This window comes from Myxococcus virescens (assembly GCF_900101905.1).
Taxonomy (GTDB): Bacteria; Myxococcota; Myxococcia; order Myxococcales; family Myxococcaceae; genus Myxococcus; species Myxococcus virescens.
Map to the genome: position 1 here is coordinate 342001 of NZ_FNAJ01000005.1, position 17234 is coordinate 359234.

Below are 17234 nucleotides of genomic sequence, written 5' to 3' on the forward strand. Positions count from 1 at the left end.
CGTCCGACCGGGGATTGCGGTTAAACTCCGGCGCTCGCCGCCCACCGCATGCACGAGTTTCCTTCCCGCCGACAGTTGCTGCTGGCCGTCCTCGTGGCCACGACTCTCTCCGCGGCCGTCGAGGGAGTCTGGAGCTACTCCGGGGCGGTGAGCCCCCCTGCCCGCGTCCTCCTCACCGCCGCCGTGGGGCTGCTCATCAGCGGCACCCTGGCGCTGTTGCTCCTGCGAACCCGGGAGCGCGCGCACCGCGCACGGGACGCTGCCCTGCGCAGCGCGGATGACGCCAGCGCGCTTCGCGCAGCCGTCATGGACGTGACGCCCGTGGGCTTCGCCTTCTTCGACCGCGAGCTGCGTTACGTCCACATCAACACGGCCCTGGCGGCGATGCATGGCCTGCCCGCGGAGCGGCATCTGGGCCGGCACGTCACCGAGGTGATGCCCGACCTGGGCAAGCGCATCGCTCCGCGCCTCCAACTGGCGCTCAGCACGGGGGCCTCCATCCAGGACACCCTGCTCCAGGTGGAGACGCCCGCCGCTCCGGGCGAGAGCCGCTTCTGGTTCGGCAGCTACCTGCGCGTGTGCGGCGCGAACGGCGAGGTGCTGGGTGTCATCGCCGCGATGTCCGAGCTCACCGAGCGCATGCGCGCGGAGAAGAGCCTCCAGGAGCACGAGGGCCGGCTGGACGTGTTGACGCGCTCGCTGCCGGACTACCTGTGGGGCGGCAAGCTGCGCGGCGGGAGGCTGCGCGACTTCTACTGCACGCCCGTCATCGAGCGCACCACCGGCTATGCCGCCTCCGCGTTCGTCCAGCCCGCGCCGGATGGCGGACCGCCGCCGCTGTGGGCGGAGATGATCCACCCCGAGGACCGCGCCCGCTACCGGGCCAGCATCGAGGGCCTGGCCCCCGGCGCCGAGGCGGAGCTGGAGCACCGGATCATCTGCGCCGACGGCCGCGTGCGCTGGGTGCGCAGCCGCGCCGCCGCTTCCGCGTTGGATGCGCAGGCGGAGCTGCATGTCGGCTGCGTCGTCACCGACATCACCGACCGGCGGCTCGCGGATGACCTGCGCCAGCGCCTGCATGACAGCTTCCGCCGCTCCGCCCAGGAATGGCGCCGCACCTTCGACGCGGTGGCCTCGCCGCTGATGGTGTTGGGGTCGGATGGCACCGTCCAGCGTCTCAACGCCGCCGCCATCGCGCTCTTTGGAGGCATGGACCCGTCCGGTCAGCCGCTGTTCACCGCGGCCAGTGCCCCACCCTGGTCACACGCACTGCCGTTGGTGGAGGAGCTGCGCCGCACCCGCGCCAGCGCCACGCGCGAGCTGGGCGACCCGGTGTCGCGCCGCACGTGGGAGGTATCCGCCACGTGGGTGGAGGAAGCGGGCGGCGAGGACTCGCGCGTCATCCTGGTGGCCACGGAGGTGACGCGTCTCCTGGAGCTCCAGGCCAGCCTGCGGCGCAGTGAGACGATGGCCGCCATGGGCGCCATCGTCGCGGGCGTGGCCCACGAGGTCCGCAATCCCCTCTTCTCCATCTCCGCGGTGGTCGACGCGGTGGAGGCGACCTTCGGCGCACGCGCGGAGCTCAAGCCCTACGTCGACGTGCTGCGCGGTGAGGTGAAGCGCCTCAACCACCTCACACAAGAGCTCTTCGAGTACGGCCGCCCCACCCGCGGTGAATGGGTGGAAGGCCCCGTGCTCCCGGTGGTGGTGGATGCGCTCTCCGCGTGCGCGCTGGCCAGTGAGCGCGCCGGTGTGAATGTGAATCGCGAGTTGGCGGCGGAGCTGCCCCGTGTTCGCATGGATGCCCGGCGTTTGTTTCACGTGTTTCGCAACGTGGTGGAGAACGCGGTGCAGCATTCACCGGCGGGCAGCGCGGTGCGGGTGGCGACGGAAGAAGTGGAAGAGGCGGGCCGGGCCTGGGTGCGGTGCACCGTGCGCGACGGTGGGCCGGGCTTCCGCGCGGAGGACCTGTCCCATGTCTTCGAGCCCTTCTTCAGCAAGCGGCGCGGCGGCACGGGGCTGGGCCTGTCCATCGTCCAACGCATCCTGGAGGAGCATCAGGGTATCATCCGCTTGCGCAATCACCCGGAGGGCGGCGCGGAAGTCACACTGCTGCTTCCTGCTGTTTCTTCGCGTGTATCAACCCAGCGCGTAGACTCCCTGACTTCATGACGCGCACCCGAATCCTTCTCGTGGACGACGAGCCCGGCATCCGACTGGGCATGAGAGGCTTTCTCACCGCCCATGGGTTCGATGTGGACGAGGCCACCAGCCTCGCGGAGGCGCAGGAGGCGTTCCGCACCTCGCGTCCGGACGTGGCCGTGGTGGATTACCGGCTCACGGACGGCACCGCGCTGGAGTTGCTGCCGCGCCTCAAGGACATCGACGCCTCGGTGCCCCTGGTGGTGCTCACCGGCCATGGTTCCATCGAGCTGGCCGTCCAGGCCGTGAAGGAAGGCGCCGAGCAGTTCCTCACCAAGCCGGTGGAGCTGGCCGTCCTCAAGGTGGTGCTGGACCGGCTGGTGTCGCAGCGCCGCGAGCGGCAGCGGCTGCTGGCGGAGCGTTCGCGCATCATCCGTGGGACGGTGAACCCCTTCATGGGTGGCAGCGCCGCCATCCGCGCGCTCCAGGCGCAGGCCGAACGCATCATCGAAAGTGACAGTCCGGTGCTCATCACCGGCGAGACGGGCAGCGGCAAGAGCGTGCTCGCGCGGTGGCTGCATGAAGGCGGCCCGCGCAAGGACGCGCCCTTCGTGGACCTCAACTGCGCGGCGCTCTCCAAGGACTTGCTCGACTCGGAGCTGTTCGGCCACGAGAAGGGCGCCTTCACCGGCGCGGTGGCCGCCAAGCAGGGCCTGCTGGAGGTCGCCGACCGAGGCACCCTCTTCCTGGACGAGATTGGCGACATGGACTCGGCCGTCCAGCCCAAGCTCTTGAAGGTGCTGGAGGAGAAGCGCTTCCGGCGGCTGGGCGACGTGAGGGACCGCCGCGTGGATGTGCGCCTCATCGCGGCCACGCACCAAGACCTGGCCGTGGCCGCCCGGGACAAGCGGTTCCGCAGCGACCTCTACTTCCGCGTCAGCACGCTCATCCTCCATGTCCCCCCGCTGCGTGAGCGGCCCGAGGACATCGTCGGGATGGCGCACCACTTCCTGGCGGAGCTGGGCGCGGCGCGAGGCCGCGGCGGCGTGGGGCTGCAACCCGACGCGGAGACGGCCCTCACCCGCTACGCCTGGCCTGGCAACATCCGCGAGCTGCGCAACGTGCTGGAGCGCGCGGTGCTGCTGTCCGGCGGCGGGCCCCTGTCCCGGGGAGACTTGCGCTTCGAGGCCACCGCCGGCGAGCCCGCCTCCGACGCCGACGACCACCTCACCCTCGAGGAGTTGGAGCGCCGCCACATCGAGCGCATCCTCCGGCGCGAGCACGGCCACGTGGAGCGCGCCGCCGCGCGGCTCGGCATTCCTCGGTCGTCCCTCTACGAACGGCTGAAGCGCCTGGGCATCAACCGGTCCGGATTCCAGAAACCGGATCCGTAACCTGGACACAGCAAGCAGTCGCGAGCCGGGGCGCGGGAGCAAGCACCGGAATTTACTTGGAACCGAGACAAGCCCGTCTCTGGCCCTGAGCTTGCTTGAGGGCCCGCTCCGTGGCGCAGAACATCCTGATCGTCGACGACGAGTCCTCCCTCTGCTGGGTGTTGGGCCAGTTCTTCTCCGGGGCCGGCTACCGCGTGGACTCGGCCGGCGCGCTGAATGAGGCCCTGGACCTGATGACGACGGGCCGCTACGACCTGGTCATCAGCGACCTGCGCCTGAGCGGAACGCTCTCCGAAGAAGGGCTGATGCTGGCGGACTTCGTGCGCCGCTACACGCCCCAGACGCGGGTGGTGCTGCTGACGGCGTTCGCCACCCAGGAGCTCACCGACCGCGCGCAGGCGCTGGGCGTGGACCTGGTGCTTTCCAAGCCGCAGCCGCTGCCCGCGCTGGCTGAGCACGTCTCACGCCTGCTCGCCGCCGCCGCCGTGTAGTTCGCGCCCCTGCCGCCGCGTACGCGCCGCCCAGGCTCCGCGCGACGACGCGCCATTGCGTTGCATGTCGCCGGGGCGGCTCCGAACAACTGAGACACCGACGGCTCATCGTTTCTTGAGTCAGTCATCCGCCGGTGACAACCTTCGCGGCTCCTCGGCGGGGCTCGTCCCAGCCTCGACCTTCCATGCGCGTTCCTCACATCACCCCGTCCTCACCGCGCAGCTTCCTTCGCCGCGTGACACGGCTCGCCGCCCCGTTGTTGCTGGTGGCTTCGGCCACCGCCAGCGCCCAACCCGCGGCGTCGCAGGCCATCGACGTGCAGCAGTACAAGCCGGCCCCGGGTGCCCATGACGTGCTCGGCATGCATGGCGCGCGCATCGCGCCGCACCTTTCCTGGAACCTGGGCGCGTCGCTCAACGACGCGAATGATCCGCTCAACCTCGTGGACCCGCGAGCGGACCGGTTCCTCTACCGCATCGTCGACAGCCAGCTCACGCTGGACCTGATGGGCGCCATCTCGCTGTTCGACCGGGTGGAGCTTGGCGTCGCGCTGCCCATCTCCCACACGACGTCGGAGCCCGCCGCCGCGGTGGCGCCGGACCTGTCGAACGGCGTGGGGACCACGGGCGTGGGTGACCTGCGGCTGATGCCGAAGGTCCGCCTGCTCTCCACCGACAGCGGCATCCACCTGGCGGTGACGGCGCCGCTGACGTTGCCCACGGGCGGCGGCTCGAAGTTCCTGGGCTCGGACACGGTGACGTTCCAGCCGCGCTTCGTGGCGGAGTGGGCCACCACCGCCGTCCGCTTGCTGGCCAACGTGGGCTTCAACGTCCGCCGCGAGGAGCGACTGCGCAACCTCCGCGTGGGCAACGAGTTCGCCTACGCGGTGGGCGCCGAGGTGCCCCTCACGCAGGCCCTCACGGCGCAGGCCACCCTGGCGGGCGCGCTGGGCCTGAAGGAGACGAGCGCCGAGGAGCGGCCCATGGAAGCCCTGGCCGCGCTGAAGTACCGCTTCACCCCTGGGTTGGCCGCGCATGTGGGCGCGGGCCCGGGCCTGTCGCGGGGCTATGGCACTCCATCCTTCCGCGTGCTCGCGGGTGTGGCCTGGACGCCGTTCGAATCCAAGGGCGGCCCCGCCTCCGCCGCGCCGGTCTGCGACCTGGGGCCCGAGGACTTCGACGGATTCCAGGACGACGACAACTGCCTGGACCCCGACGATGACGGTGACGGCATCCCCGACGTCACCGACGTGTGCCCCACCGAGCCGGAGAGCTTCAACGGCTTCCAGGACGAGGACGGCTGCCCGGATGACCCGAACGCCCACCAACCTCCCACCGAGGCGGGCCAGCCCGCACCGGCCCCGGCGCCCCTGGCGCTGCCGCCCGCGCCGGTGGATACCGACAAGGATGGCGTCGTCGACGCGGAGGACCTGTGCCCGACCGAGCCGGAGGACCTGGACGGCTTCGAGGACGAGGACGGTTGCCCCGACCCCGACAACGACCAGGATGGCATCCCGGACGCCGTGGACCCGTGCCCGCTGGAGGCGGAGACCATCAACGGCGTGAAGGATGACGACGGCTGCCCGGACCAGGGCAAGGCGCAGGTGCGCGTGGAGGGAGCGCGCATCGTCATCCTGGACAAGGTGTACTTCGGCACGGGCCAGGACGTGATTCTGGCCAGGTCCCACGGCCTGCTGCGGCAGGTGGCCGCCACGCTCAAGGCGAACCCGCAGCTCCTGAGGGTCCGTGTGGAAGGCCACACGGATGACCAGGGCAACGACGCGAAGAACCTGGACCTGTCCCAGCGGCGGGCGAGGAATGTGGTGGCCTTCCTGGTGAAGGAAGGCATCGCGGCGCAGCGGCTGGACGCAGTGGGCTATGGTGAGGCGAAGCCGGTCGACACCAACGAGACGGCCAAGGGGCGCGAGAACAACCGGCGCGTCGAGTTCAACATCATGAAGGTCGCCGAGCCTTCGACGGGAGGAGGCACGCGTTGATGCGGACAGCCCCTTGGATGATGGCGGTGATGCTGGCGGGTCCACCCGCGCTCGCCGCGCAGACGCAGGCGCCGTGCGGCGGGCTGCGCTTCGACAGCGGCCGAATCGTGTTCGGCCGGCCGCTGGCGCCCCAGGGCGCGGAGACGGACGCGTGCCTGGCGCACGTGGCCCAAGCGCTCCTGGCGCGCCCCGCCATCCGTTCCGTGACGGTGGCGGCGAAGCTTCCGAACGCGGACCGGCTGGACGGCCGGGGCCTGGCCGCGGCGAAACGGGCCGCGGATGTGCTGGTGGCGGCGGGCGTGCCCCGCACGCGTGTGTCCGCCATGGCGCCGCCGTCCGTGGAGGGCGAGCCCGCGCAGCTCCAGTTCGCCTACGTGGAGCGGCCCGCCCAGCCCGCGGTGGCCCGGCTGCGCGCGGCCAGCGGCGCGGTGGAGGCCGGCGCGACGGAAGCCCAGCTCCTCGCGCGGACGGTGGGTGACTCGCTCTACCCGGGCGAGCTGCTGCGCACCGGCGCGAACGCCCGGGCAGAGCTGGCCCTGGCGGACGGCAGCATGGTGCGCGTGGTGGAGAACAGTCTCATCAAGGTGGGCGCCATCGAGCTGATGGCGAACCTTCAGCGCAAGGTGCAGTTGGACTTGCTGCGAGGCACCGTGGAGACGGACGTGGCGCCGGGTGGCGCGGGCTCCATCTTCGAGGTCCGCACGCGCGGCGCGGTGGCCGGAGTGCGGGGCACCCGGTTCCGCGTGTCGGCCCAGGACGACGGCACCAGCCGGCTGGAAACACTGGAAGGCAAGGTGGCCCTCAGCACGGAGCAAGCCCAGGTCGAGGTGTCGGGCGGACATGGCTCGCGCGCGAAGCCGGGCTCGCCACCGGAGCCGCCTCGCCCACTGCTGCCGGCGCCCACGCTGGTGGGCCCTCGAGGAGGCGCGTTCGCCACGGCCCCAAAGATGTCCTGGCGAACGCTGGAGGGCGCCGCGACATACCGCGTGGAGGTGGCCCGCACGGCGGACTTCGCCGCGAGCGTCCAGACGTATGACAGCGCCAGCCCGGAGCTGGCGATTCCCGGGCCCCGTCAGGGCAAGTGGTTCTGGCGGGTGATGGCCGTGGACGGAGACGGCTTCGTGGGCTTCCCCTCGAAGATCTACGCCTTCGACGTCCAGCCCTGAGGCTGTTGCGTTGCGTGCACCCACCCGCGCACGCATGATGGCCGGGCCCTGCCTGCCAGCAGGCCCCCGCCCATGGACTCCAGTCCCGCCGAGCCCCACCGCCGCGACGGTTTCCGTCGGCCCTCACCCGCCGTATTGCGGGTGCTGGGTGCGTGCGTGGGCATCGCGCTGGCGGGGGTGACGGCGGCCACCGGTGGCGCACCGGGCTTCCTGGAGCGCTCGCTCTACGATCAGGCGGTGAGCCGGCTCCTGCCCGCCGTGCCGCCGAGCGCGGACCTGGTGCTGGTGGAAGTGGATGACCGCGCCCTCGCGACGCTGAGCGAGCGTTGGCCGCTGTCACGCACCACGTGGGCCCGCGCCTTCCATGCGCTCGCCGCCCAGCGCCCCTCCGCGGTGGCGGTGGACGTCGTCTTCGACCAGCCCGGGCCGCGTGATGCGCTGGAGCTGGGTGAAGACATTCTGGAGGCGCTCCGCCGCTCCGGACTGACGGAGCAGCCCGCGGGTGAAGCCTTGGCGGCGGACCTGGAGGCACGGCTCCTCGCGCGCGACGGCGATGCCCGGCTGGCCGAAGCGATTTCGGAAGGGAACGGTGTCGTCCTGGGAGCCGCGGCACTCACGGACGATGTCCCGGTGATGGCGCCCCTCCAGGATGGCGCCCTGGGCACGCCGCTGGCCCTGCCCGCCCACGCGCTGCGGCTCCAGGCCCGGGAGGTGGCGGGGAGCATCGCGCCCCTGCGCATGGCGGCTCGAGGCAGTGGAACCCTCAACATGCTGGTGGACGGTGACGGCGTCATCCGTCGATATCCTTACGCCGTGGGCGTGCGCGGACAGGCCTGGCCTTCGCTGGCACTGGCCACCGCGCTGCACCTGACGCCCGAACGGGCGGAGCCGCTGCGTGAGCTGGCGACATGGGACCACGGCGCGCCGTTGATGCGGCTGCCCGCGCCCAACTGGCTGCCCCGGGTGAGTCTGGCGGACCTGCTCCACGCGGACCCGCGCTCGGTGGGCTTGGACCTGGCGCTGCGAGGCAAGACAGTGTTCGTGGGTGTCACCGCCACGGGGCTGCATGGCCAGAGCACCCTGCCCGGCCAGGTGGCGGTGCCCGGCGTGGAGATTCACGCCTTCGCCCTGGACAACCTGCGGTCGGGCCGGCTGATGCGCTCGTCGGGGCTGGTGGCGCTGCTGGGCGTTCTGGAGACCGCGGCGGTGCTCGCGGCCTTCGTCTGGCTTTGCCGCCGCGCGCGCACGTCCGGCGCGGTCCTCCGATGGGCGGTGACGCTGGCGGTCCTGCACACGGCGCTGGTGGCGTGGCTGGCGTCGGACCCGGGCTGGGTCATTCCGCTGGTCCCCTCGTGGGTGGGCCTCATGCTGATGCTGGTGGTGGACGCGGCGTCGCGCGCGCAGGAGATGGGCCGGCAGCGAGGCGCCCTCCGCCGGCTCTTCATCCGCTACCCCCAGGCATCCGTGGAGCCGGCGGCGCCGCAGCGAGACGCCTAGCGCGCCCGCGCCGACGCAATGCACCAGGGCTCGCGGATAGCCAAACAGACGCTCCGGGCGAACCCGCGCCACACGAGGCCTTGAGCCAGGCAGCAGCCGTGGCAGCATCCTCGCTCCTGCATGCGCCGCTACGCCCTCATCGCCGAGCCCGATCCACAGCGAGCCGCTGGCCTCTTGTCCCTGATGACGGAGGAAGGCCTGGAAGGCGTCGTCGCCAAGGATGGAGCGGAAGCCCAAGATGTCGTGCGCCAGCGAGGTGCGCCCCTGCTGCTCGTCACGGACCTGGCGCTGCCCCGGCTGGATGGCTTCGCGTTGCTGACGTGGCTTCGGGAACAGGAGGACTCCGCCGCAACGCAGGTCGTGGTGGTCACTGCCTTCGACGAGCTGCGCGTCCGCGCATGGCAGCTCAAGGAGGCGCTGGGCATCCATGCGTTGCTCAGTCGCCGAGCCTCCTCGGAGGTGATGCGGGACACGCTGCGTCGCGTACTCGCAGGGCAGCTCGCGCCACAGCCGCCTCCGGCGGAGGGGGCCGCGGAGCAGGAGCGGCAACGGCTGGCGAGCATCACGGCCATGCACCTGGTCGACAACGGACCGCCCGAGGCGGAGCTCCAGCAACTCGTGAAGGAGGTCGCCCAGGCCTTCGGTGTACCCGTGGCGCTGCTGACGCTGGTGCTGGGCGAGCGCCAGTGGTTCAAGGCCCACGTCGGCCTGCCCCCCACCCTCGCGAAGGACCGGGGCACGCCGCGCGACTGGGCGTTCTGTCACCACGTGGTGCAGGGGCGCGAGCCGCTCGTCGTACCGGACGCCCGGCGCCATCCCTACTTCCGTGACAACCCGCTGGTGCGCAACGGCATCGTGGGCAGCTACGCGGGCGCACCGCTGCTGACGTCCACGGGGGAAGTCCTGGGCTCGCTGTGCGTCATCGACTCGCGCCCGCTCGTCCTGGGAGCCGAGGACCTGGCCGTGCTGCGGGAGCTCGCGAACCGTGTCGCGGAGGACCTGGAACAACGGGCCCGGGTGAAACCGGCCACCGGAAAGGCCCCGGCAGAGCCCGCGCTCACCGAAGCGTCGGCCCTGGGGCTCCTGCGCGATGCCGTGCAGGCCCTGGATGTCGCGGCCCTGCTGGTGGCGCCTGGACGCAAACCCCACGCGTGCAACACCGCGATGACGGACCTGCTGGGCCTGCCGCCGGAGCCCTTCCCGGCCATGACGTTCGATGCCTTCTGCCAGCACGTCGCGGGACTCACCGCGGACCCGGCGAGCACGCTGCGGCAGCTCGACCTGGCCTCCGAATCGTCCCGAGGCCTCCGCCTGACGCTGGTCCTGGAGCGGCCCCAGCCGCACCGGCTTCGCTGGGTGGCCCGGCCCTTCCCCATCCCGGGCGGCATGGCGCAGATGCTGACGCTCGCCGACATCGGACACACCCGGCCAGCCCGTGAGGAGTGGGAGCGGCAGCACCGGGTGGACGCGCTGACGGGACTGGTGTCGCGGCGCGCGGGCGAGGAACGGGTGCTGCGCGAGATTGGCCGCTGCCGCAGGGATGGCATGCCCTTCAGCGTGCTGCTCGCGGACCTGGTGGGACTGGGGCGCATCAACGCGACTCGAGGTTTCGACGCAGGGGACGCCACGCTGCGAGACGGAGCCCGCGTCACCGAAGCCCTGGGAGTCCCTGGAGGCTTCGCGGTGCGCTGGGAAGGCGGAGCGTTCCTCCTGGCCCTTCCTGGCGTGGACGCGGCGCGGGCCGAAGCATTGCGGCAGAAGCTGCGCGACACCCCTGACGCACCCGAGGTGGTGTCCGCCGCCGTCACCGTCGAGGGTGAGGAAGACCCTCAGGGAACGCTGGCCCGAGCCCAGGCAGCGCTCATCCGGGCCAAGACGGAGCACCGACCCTTGCGGCTGGCATGAGCCACGCTGGAACCCTTCACCGCGACGAGGAGCACCGCATGTCGACGCCCGTGCCCGACCGCCTCCGCCTGCCCTTCCACTTCGACGCCGCGCCGCTCCAGCAGGAGCTCGCGGCATTGCCCGCCGAGGCGTGGGTTCCCCACTTCAACAAGCGCGAATACGAAGGCGAGTGGAGCGGCGTTCCCCTGCGCTCCATTGGCGGCATGGAAGGCCGCATCTATCCGGACCCGACAGGGCGCGAGCGCTACGCCGACACGCCCCTGCTGGCGCGTTGCCCCGCGTTCCGCGCCGTGCTCGCCACGTTTCAGTGTCCCATCGGCGCCGCGCGGCTGCTGAAGCTCGCGGCGGGCGCGCGCATCCGAGAGCACACCGATTACAACCTGGGTTACGCGGACGGCGAGGTGCGCCTCCACGTCCCCATCACCACGCACCCCGACGTGGCCTTCTTCCTCGGCGGCGAGCGAGTCGTCCTCCAGCCCGGTGAGTGCTGGTACCTCGACTTCAACCGCCCCCACCGGGTGGACAACCCCAGCGACACCGACCGCGTCCACCTGGTGCTGGACTGCGACGTGAATGACTGGCTGCGAGACGTCTTCACGGGGGCCGTGAATGGGCGCTGAGGCCTTCGAACGCTTCCGTCTCCGCGTCCTGGAGGACGTCACGCTCCAGGATGCACTGCGCGAGACTCCGGACACCCCGGCCTTCGTGGCACGCGCCATCGAACTGGGCGCCGCGCACGACTGTCACTTCAACGCCGAGGACATCCACGAAGCCCTGCGCGCCGCCCGCCGGGTCTGGCGGGAGCGATGGATATGACACCGGACCTCGAGGGCTGGATGCCCGCGCGCATCCACGTGGACGGCGGACAACCGCGGGTGGACTGGTGCCACATGGGTGGCCAGCGATTCACGGACCCATTCTTCGACGAGACGATAGAGCGCAGGCTCCGCCACCCATTCGCCCTGCTCTTCCGGCATCAGACGTCCATGAACGCGCTGGTGGCACGACAGGCCAAGAAGCCCGGTCTCCCGGTGCGCGGGCTCGTCTTCCACATGTCCCGTTGTGGTTCCACGCTGGTGGCGCAGCTGCTGGCCGCGCTGCCGCGCCACATCGTGCTGTCCGAAGCCGGCCCCGTAGACACGGTGCTGCGCGCGCACCAGTACGTGCCAGGGGTCACCGACACGCAGCGCATCGAATGGCTGCGCGCGGTGGTGGGAGCCCTCGGACAGCAGCGGCATCCGGAGGAACACGCGGTGTTCCTCAAGCTGGACGCGTGGCACGTCCTGGAGCTCCCGCTGCTCCAGCGCGCCTTCCCCGGTGTGCCATGGATGTTCCTCTACCGGGACCCCGTCGAGGTCATGGCATCGCATCAAAATCACCGGGGCGCGCACATGCTTCCGGGACTGCTGAACCCCGCGCACCTGGGCCTGGAGCCCGGGCAAATCGAAGGCATGCCCCTGGACGAGTACGGCGCGCGCGTCCTCGCGGCCATTTGCGACGCGGGCCTCCAAGGCTATCGCGCGCGGACAGCCCCGGCGCGGCTGATGGACTACCGGCAGCTCCAGCCGGAAGGACTGCGGGTGCTCACGGAGCTGTTCGCTCTCGAGCTGACGGCCGAGGACACCCCGCGCTTGCGCGACGTCCTGGAGCGGAACGCGAAGAACCCCGTGCTGCCCTTCGAGGATGACACGGAGGAGAAGGCTCGCCGCGTCACATCGCATGGGCGGGCCCTGGCGGAGCAATGGGGCCGTCCCATCCACGATGCGCTGGAAACCGAACGCCTACGCGGGGATGTCGTGCCGTAGCAGGAGGCACCGACGCCTGCGTCACTGGGCCATGGCTGCCTGCTCAGCGCGGCCTGGCGCTGGCGGCACCCTCCTCCGCGCAATGCCACGCCATGCCCAGCTGAAGCCCCGCGTCGCTCCCGCAGCGATGGCTGGCTCGCGCAGTATCGCCGCCGCGCGCGACTACGTCCTGGCGCAGGCCCGCCCTACTCCCGCTGCCAGGCCAGCGCGATTAGTGCCGTCCCCGCGCCGCGACGGCGTCCTGGATGAGCCCGGCGAGCAGCATGAGGGACTTCGGATCCTTGCTCGCGCGCACGCGCCAAGAGCCGGCGCGGGTATGCAGCACCAGCCGGTACGACTCCTCGGCGAGGACGAGTCGCGCGATGCAGCCGAAGATGACCATGACGACGGCAATCAACGCCGCCTCGTAGACGCCCTTCGCCGTGCTGCTGGAGACGGACAGCGCGGACAGGGCCGGCAGCCCCACGCTCATGCACAGGCCCAGCGTGGCCAGCACGGGAACCATGCGAGGCGTGCGCCGCACCGTCTCCACCCGCTGGACGTCCGCGAGCAGCAGCGTCCTGCCGCGGGCGACGATCCGCTCGGTCGTCACCCGCAGGCCGGCGTCCTGGAAGAGCGGCACTTCGGAAGGAGCGGGCGGCGCCACGAGCGGGCGGTCCGGAAACGCGGGAGTGGCGGGCACCGCGGACACGGCGAGAGGCTCAATCATGGGGCGACTCGGTGGACGGCGGCACGGCCCCGCCGGGAGAGATGAATACGGAACTCGGATGACCTGGAACGTGGGCCAGCAAGACACGGCGCAGCTCACCGAGCGGCCCGCCCAGCGCAAAACAGTCGCGGGCGCCCAGCCGCAGGGCGAGTCCCATCAGCCGCTCATCGGCGAAGGGCACCAGCACGATGATGGGCCCCTGGGGCGAAAGCTCCCGGGCGCGCTGAAGCCGACGCTGGAGACTCTCACCGCGCTCGACGTGGACGAGCACGAGGTCCGGACACCCACCAGCCGGCGCGTCCGACTCCAGCGCGATGCCCAGCTCGGCCAGCACGTCCATCAGGAGCGAGCTGAGCGACGCATCCCCTCCGAGCAGGAGGGCACGGGCAATGGACGAGGACTTCACGTTGCAACATCAAGCAATGCCCATGCCCGCTGTCCCCGCCCTGAGAGCCCGGGCAACGTGCGGGCGAACCGTTGCATCACGCCAGACGTCCCTGGCGGATTACCACGGTGTCTCGCGCGCCCCTACCCGCGCTCCCGCTCGCGCCGATGGATGGTGGACACATCGATGCCGAGCACCTCCGCGGCGCGCGTCTTGTTCCCGCCGCAGCGTGTCACCATCCACGCGATGTACTCCGCCTCCAGCCGCCGCAGGGGCCACAGCGCGTGCTGCGCCATCACCAAGGGCTGCACCTCCGGCGCCTCGGGTGGCAGGTGTGGGCGCAACTCCTCCAGCCCCACGACTTCGCTCGCCACCATCACCGCCAGCCGCTCTATCAGGTTCTCCAGCTCACGCACGTTTCCCGGCCAAGGCAAGGTCGCGAGCGCGGCCACCGCCTCCGGAGACAGGGACTGCATGCGGGAGCGAGGGTTGCGCGCGCGGGCGCGAGCCGTGAAGTGCTCCACCAACAAGGGGATGTCCTCACGCCGCTCCGCCAGCGGAGGCAACAGCAGTGTCACGACATTGAGCCGGTAGAACAGGTCCGCGCGGAAGCGGCCCTCGCGCACGCGGGCGTCCAGGTCCTGGTGCGTGGCGGCGACGATGCGCACGTCCACGGTGCGGCTGCCGTCGGCGCCCACCGCGCGCACCTCGCCGTCCTCCAGGACGCGCAGCAGGCGGGCCTGGAGCTCCAATGGCATGTCGCCAATCTCGTCCAGGAACAGCGTGCCCCCATCCGCCTCCACGAAGAGGCCGCGGCGGGCGTGGGTCGCGCCGGTGAAGGCCCCCTTGAGGTGACCGAACAGCTCGCTCTCCAGCAAGTCATGTGGCAGCGCCGTGCAGTTGACCGCCACGAAGGGCCCGGAGGCACGAGGCCCCTGGAAGTGCAGCGCGCGCGCCACCAGCTCCTTGCCCGTGCCGCTCGGGCCTCGCAGCAGCACCGCCGCCTGGGCGTAGGCCACGCGGTCGATGAGCTCGTAGAGGTTCCGCATCGCCGCGCTTCGCCCCACCAGCGCCCCCAGCCCGCTGCGCTCGGCGGCGGCGCGCCGCAGGGCCCGGTTCTCCACCTGGAGCCTGCGCTCCTTCAAGGCGCGCTCGAGGAAGAGCAGCACCTCATCCAGGCGGAAGGGCTTGGTGAAGTAGTGGTACGCGCCGCGCTTCATCGCCTCCACCGCGCTCTCCACGCCGCCGAACGCCGTCATCATCAACACGGGGATGTCCGAGTCGAGCGCCCGCACGGCCTCCAGCACGTCCAGGCCGTCCACCCCTTCCATGCGCAAGTCACACAGCACCGCGTCGTAGGCCTGGGCGCGCGCCATCCGGATGGCCTCTTCGCCGCCCGTGGCCAGGTCCACGACGTAGCCCGCGTCCGTGAGGGGCTCCCGCAGCATGAGGCCCATGTCCACGTGGTCATCGACGACCAGGATGCGTCCTTCAACCGACATACCGCTCCTCCGCGCTGGGCTTCGCGATGGGCCAGAGCACGGTGACGCAGGTGCCCCGGCCCTCCTCGCTCTCCAGCTCCAGCCGGCCACCATGGTTGCGCACGACGTGAGCCACCATCGTCAGGCCCAGTCCCGTGCCCTGTCCCCGCTTCTTGGTGGTGAAGAAGGGGTCGAATACCTGATTGAGGTGCTCCCGGGGAATGCCGCAGCCGTCGTCGCGGAGGGTGAGCGCCACCAGGCCCCACGGCTCCGCCTCCGGCACCGCCGCGGACAGCGTCACCTGCCCGCCCTCGCCACACGCGTGGCAGGCGTTGAGCGCCAGATTCACCAGCACCTGCTGGAGCTGGTCCGGGTCCGCGGCCAGGGGAGGCAGCGTCTCTGGAACGGTCACCTCGAAGCGAACCCCGCGCCGCTCCACCTCCATGCGCAGCAGCTCCTGAACGTCCCGGAGCAGGGAGATGAGCGGCACCGGCCGCACCGCCGTGGGCTGGAGGCGCGAGAAGTCCAGGAGCTGCCGCAGCGTGCGGCTCACCCGGTCGATCTGCTCGATGATGACGGCGATGCCAGGCCCCTGCGGGTGTTCCTTGCCCAGCTTGCCCAGCACGTACTCCGCGCGCCCGCGCACCACGCCCAGCGGCGTGCCAATCTCATGCGCGATACCGGCGGCGAGCACCCCCACCGTGGCCAGCTTCTCCGCGCGCAGCAACTGCGTCTCCAGCGCGCGCACGTTGCTCAGGTCCTCCACCACCAGCAAGGTCTGGACCTCCGGGTGGCGCGCCTCCAGCGGCACCGCGTGGAGATTGAAACGGCCTTCCTCGCCGAAGAGCACCAGCGTCTCACCCAGGATGCCATGGGCGCGCGACTCGCTCGCGGCGGCCTCCACCAGGGCGCGAATCCGGGACACCACGGGTGCCGGTGCCTGGGGGAACGCCGTCTCCAACGGCGCGCCGATGGCGTCCGGAGGCATGCGCTCGCGGAGCACCTGGTTCACCGCGCTGATGCGCCCGTCCACGGTGAGCGCCAGCACCCCAGAAGGAATGTGGTCGAGAATCTTCTGCGTCTTGTCGTGCAGGTGCGCCAGTTGGTCCGCGTGCTGACGGCTCTCTCGCAAGGCGGCCGCGCGGCGCTGCGCCAGCACCACGTACACGGCGAACGTCACCAGGAAGAGCGCCACGAGCAGCGCCGCGGCCAGGAGCCGCCAGATGAGGGCCTGCTGATGCGATCGCAGCGTCGCGGTAGACACCAGCGTGGCCGCGGCCCAATGGCTGCCACCGCGGACGCGGATGGGCGTGAACACGGCGATGGCATCCGAGCGGCCCAGACCCAATCGCTCGGCCTCCTCCGCGCGCAGCGGCAACGCGCCGCGCTCCCCCTCGCGCATGCGGGCCGCCAGCGTCGTGAAGCCTGGCACCCAAGCGCCCTCCGTCTCCAGCCGCCGGAACCAGTCCGCCAGGGTGGCGTCGCTGGCGGAGGTCGGCTGGCCATAGGTGCCCAGAAGCAACAGCCGCGCGTCCGGGTCCGACGTCACGATGCGCAGCGGCGTGAAGAAGGATGTCGTGTCGACGAGCACCGCCACCGCGCCCTCGGGCCGGCCTTGCTCATCCACGGGCAGCGCCGTGGCCATGACCCGCAGCGAGTCCAAGCCGCCTTCCTCCATGGGAGGTGACAGCGTGACGTCCCCCGGCGGCCGCAGCAGGGCCCGCCGGGCCGCCTCCGCCATCTGCGCCAGCACGGGCGCTCGCGCCACCTGCTTGCCCATGCGCCGGTCCAACATGCGCAGCCATTCCTTGCCGCTGGCGTCGTAGGCGATGAGGACCTTGTACTGGCCCACCGCCTCCAACAGGGCCCGCATCTCCCGCCGGTGCTCCGCCAACGTGCCGGGCTGGGACATCAGCTCCCCGGCGAAGCGCAGGTCCTCCGCCACGTCCTCCAGCGTCTCCGCCACCCCGCGCGTGGCCTCATCCAACTGGGCCTGGCGCTCGACCGCGAACTGGTGCCACTGCGCCTCCCGGTTGCGCTCCAACAGGGTGAACACCCCCACGCCCACCGTCGTGAGGGCGACACAGAGCAACAGGATGGGGACGAGCGCGTACCGCATGGCCCGCGGAGTCTAACCGCCAGCCCCTCCCCAACCCCTTGAAATAGCAGGGAAATCAGGAGGCACGCCGGCCCGGGGGCCGACTTTGGCGATTGACACTCCGCGTCGGGCGCTGCTACCTACCGGTCGGTAGGTCTCCAGAA

At 71.2% G+C, this 17234-nt stretch carries 14 protein-coding genes; 10 read left to right on the top strand and 4 right to left on the bottom strand.

Annotated features, from left to right (window positions below):
• The first annotated feature begins 48 nt into the window (after positions 1-48).
• The 10 genes from BLU09_RS17510 to BLU09_RS17555 all read left to right on the top strand — a co-directional run bounded on the left by BLU09_RS17510 (position 49) and on the right by BLU09_RS17555 (position 12397).
• The gene (locus BLU09_RS17510) at positions 49-2172 is read left to right on the top strand and encodes a PAS domain-containing sensor histidine kinase (protein ID WP_090490682.1); all 2124 of its coding nucleotides are present in this window, start codon (positions 49-51) and stop codon (positions 2170-2172) included.
• The gene (locus tag BLU09_RS17515; protein ID WP_090490683.1) at positions 2169-3536 is read left to right on the top strand and encodes a sigma-54-dependent transcriptional regulator; all 1368 of its coding nucleotides are present in this window, start codon (positions 2169-2171) and stop codon (positions 3534-3536) included. Before BLU09_RS17510 ends, BLU09_RS17515 begins: the two co-directional genes overlap by 4 nt.
• A gap of 110 nt (positions 3537-3646) precedes the next feature.
• Complete coding sequence (locus BLU09_RS17520; protein WP_244171803.1) at positions 3647-4027, top strand: response regulator; 381 nt, start codon at positions 3647-3649, stop codon at positions 4025-4027.
• A 185-nt stretch (positions 4028-4212) separates the two neighbouring features.
• The gene (locus BLU09_RS17525) at positions 4213-6024 is read left to right on the top strand and encodes an OmpA family protein (protein ID WP_244171804.1); all 1812 of its coding nucleotides are present in this window, start codon (positions 4213-4215) and stop codon (positions 6022-6024) included.
• Positions 6024-7190, top strand: coding sequence for a FecR family protein (locus BLU09_RS17530; RefSeq protein ID WP_244171805.1), 1167 nt, complete (start codon positions 6024-6026; stop codon positions 7188-7190). The genes BLU09_RS17525 and BLU09_RS17530 overlap by 1 nt, the downstream gene beginning before the upstream one ends.
• 72 nt (positions 7191-7262) lie before the next feature.
• Entirely contained in the window at positions 7263-8687 is a 1425-nt protein-coding gene (locus BLU09_RS17535) for a CHASE2 domain-containing protein (RefSeq protein ID WP_090490687.1), read from the top strand.
• A gap of 120 nt (positions 8688-8807) precedes the next feature.
• The gene (locus tag BLU09_RS17540) at positions 8808-10592 is read left to right on the top strand and encodes a GGDEF domain-containing response regulator (protein ID WP_090490688.1); all 1785 of its coding nucleotides are present in this window, start codon (positions 8808-8810) and stop codon (positions 10590-10592) included.
• A gap of 38 nt (positions 10593-10630) precedes the next feature.
• On the top strand, positions 10631-11212 hold the full coding sequence (locus BLU09_RS17545) for an aspartyl/asparaginyl beta-hydroxylase domain-containing protein (RefSeq protein ID WP_090490689.1): 582 nt from the start codon (positions 10631-10633) through the stop codon (positions 11210-11212).
• Positions 11202-11408, top strand: coding sequence for a hypothetical protein (locus BLU09_RS17550; protein ID WP_090490690.1), 207 nt, complete (start codon positions 11202-11204; stop codon positions 11406-11408). Before BLU09_RS17545 ends, BLU09_RS17550 begins: the two co-directional genes overlap by 11 nt.
• Positions 11405-12397: a sulfotransferase family protein gene (locus BLU09_RS17555; protein WP_090490691.1), complete on the top strand. Its 993-nt coding sequence runs from the start codon at positions 11405-11407 to the stop codon at positions 12395-12397. Before BLU09_RS17550 ends, BLU09_RS17555 begins: the two co-directional genes overlap by 4 nt.
• 211 nt (positions 12398-12608) lie before the next feature.
• Here BLU09_RS17555 and BLU09_RS17560 read toward each other — a convergent pair whose 3' ends face one another.
• From BLU09_RS17560 to BLU09_RS17575, 4 genes are all read right to left on the bottom strand, one after another.
• Complete coding sequence (locus BLU09_RS17560; protein ID WP_090490692.1) at positions 12609-13106, bottom strand: DUF6232 family protein; 498 nt, start codon at positions 13104-13106, stop codon at positions 12609-12611.
• Positions 13099-13512 carry a DNA-binding transcriptional response regulator gene (locus BLU09_RS17565; protein ID WP_090490693.1) on the bottom strand — a complete coding sequence of 138 codons (414 nt, stop codon included), beginning with the start codon at positions 13510-13512 and terminating at the stop codon, positions 13099-13101. Before BLU09_RS17565 ends, BLU09_RS17560 begins: the two co-directional genes overlap by 8 nt.
• Before the next feature lie 122 nt (positions 13513-13634).
• A complete protein-coding gene (locus BLU09_RS17570; RefSeq protein WP_090490694.1) occupies positions 13635-14993 on the bottom strand; it encodes a sigma-54-dependent transcriptional regulator in 1359 nt (452 codons plus the stop codon).
• Positions 14983-17091, bottom strand: a complete 2109-nt coding sequence (locus BLU09_RS17575; RefSeq protein ID WP_090490695.1) for a two-component system sensor histidine kinase NtrB — start codon at positions 17089-17091, stop codon at positions 14983-14985. Before BLU09_RS17575 ends, BLU09_RS17570 begins: the two co-directional genes overlap by 11 nt.
• Positions 17092-17234: the final 143 nt, after the last annotated feature.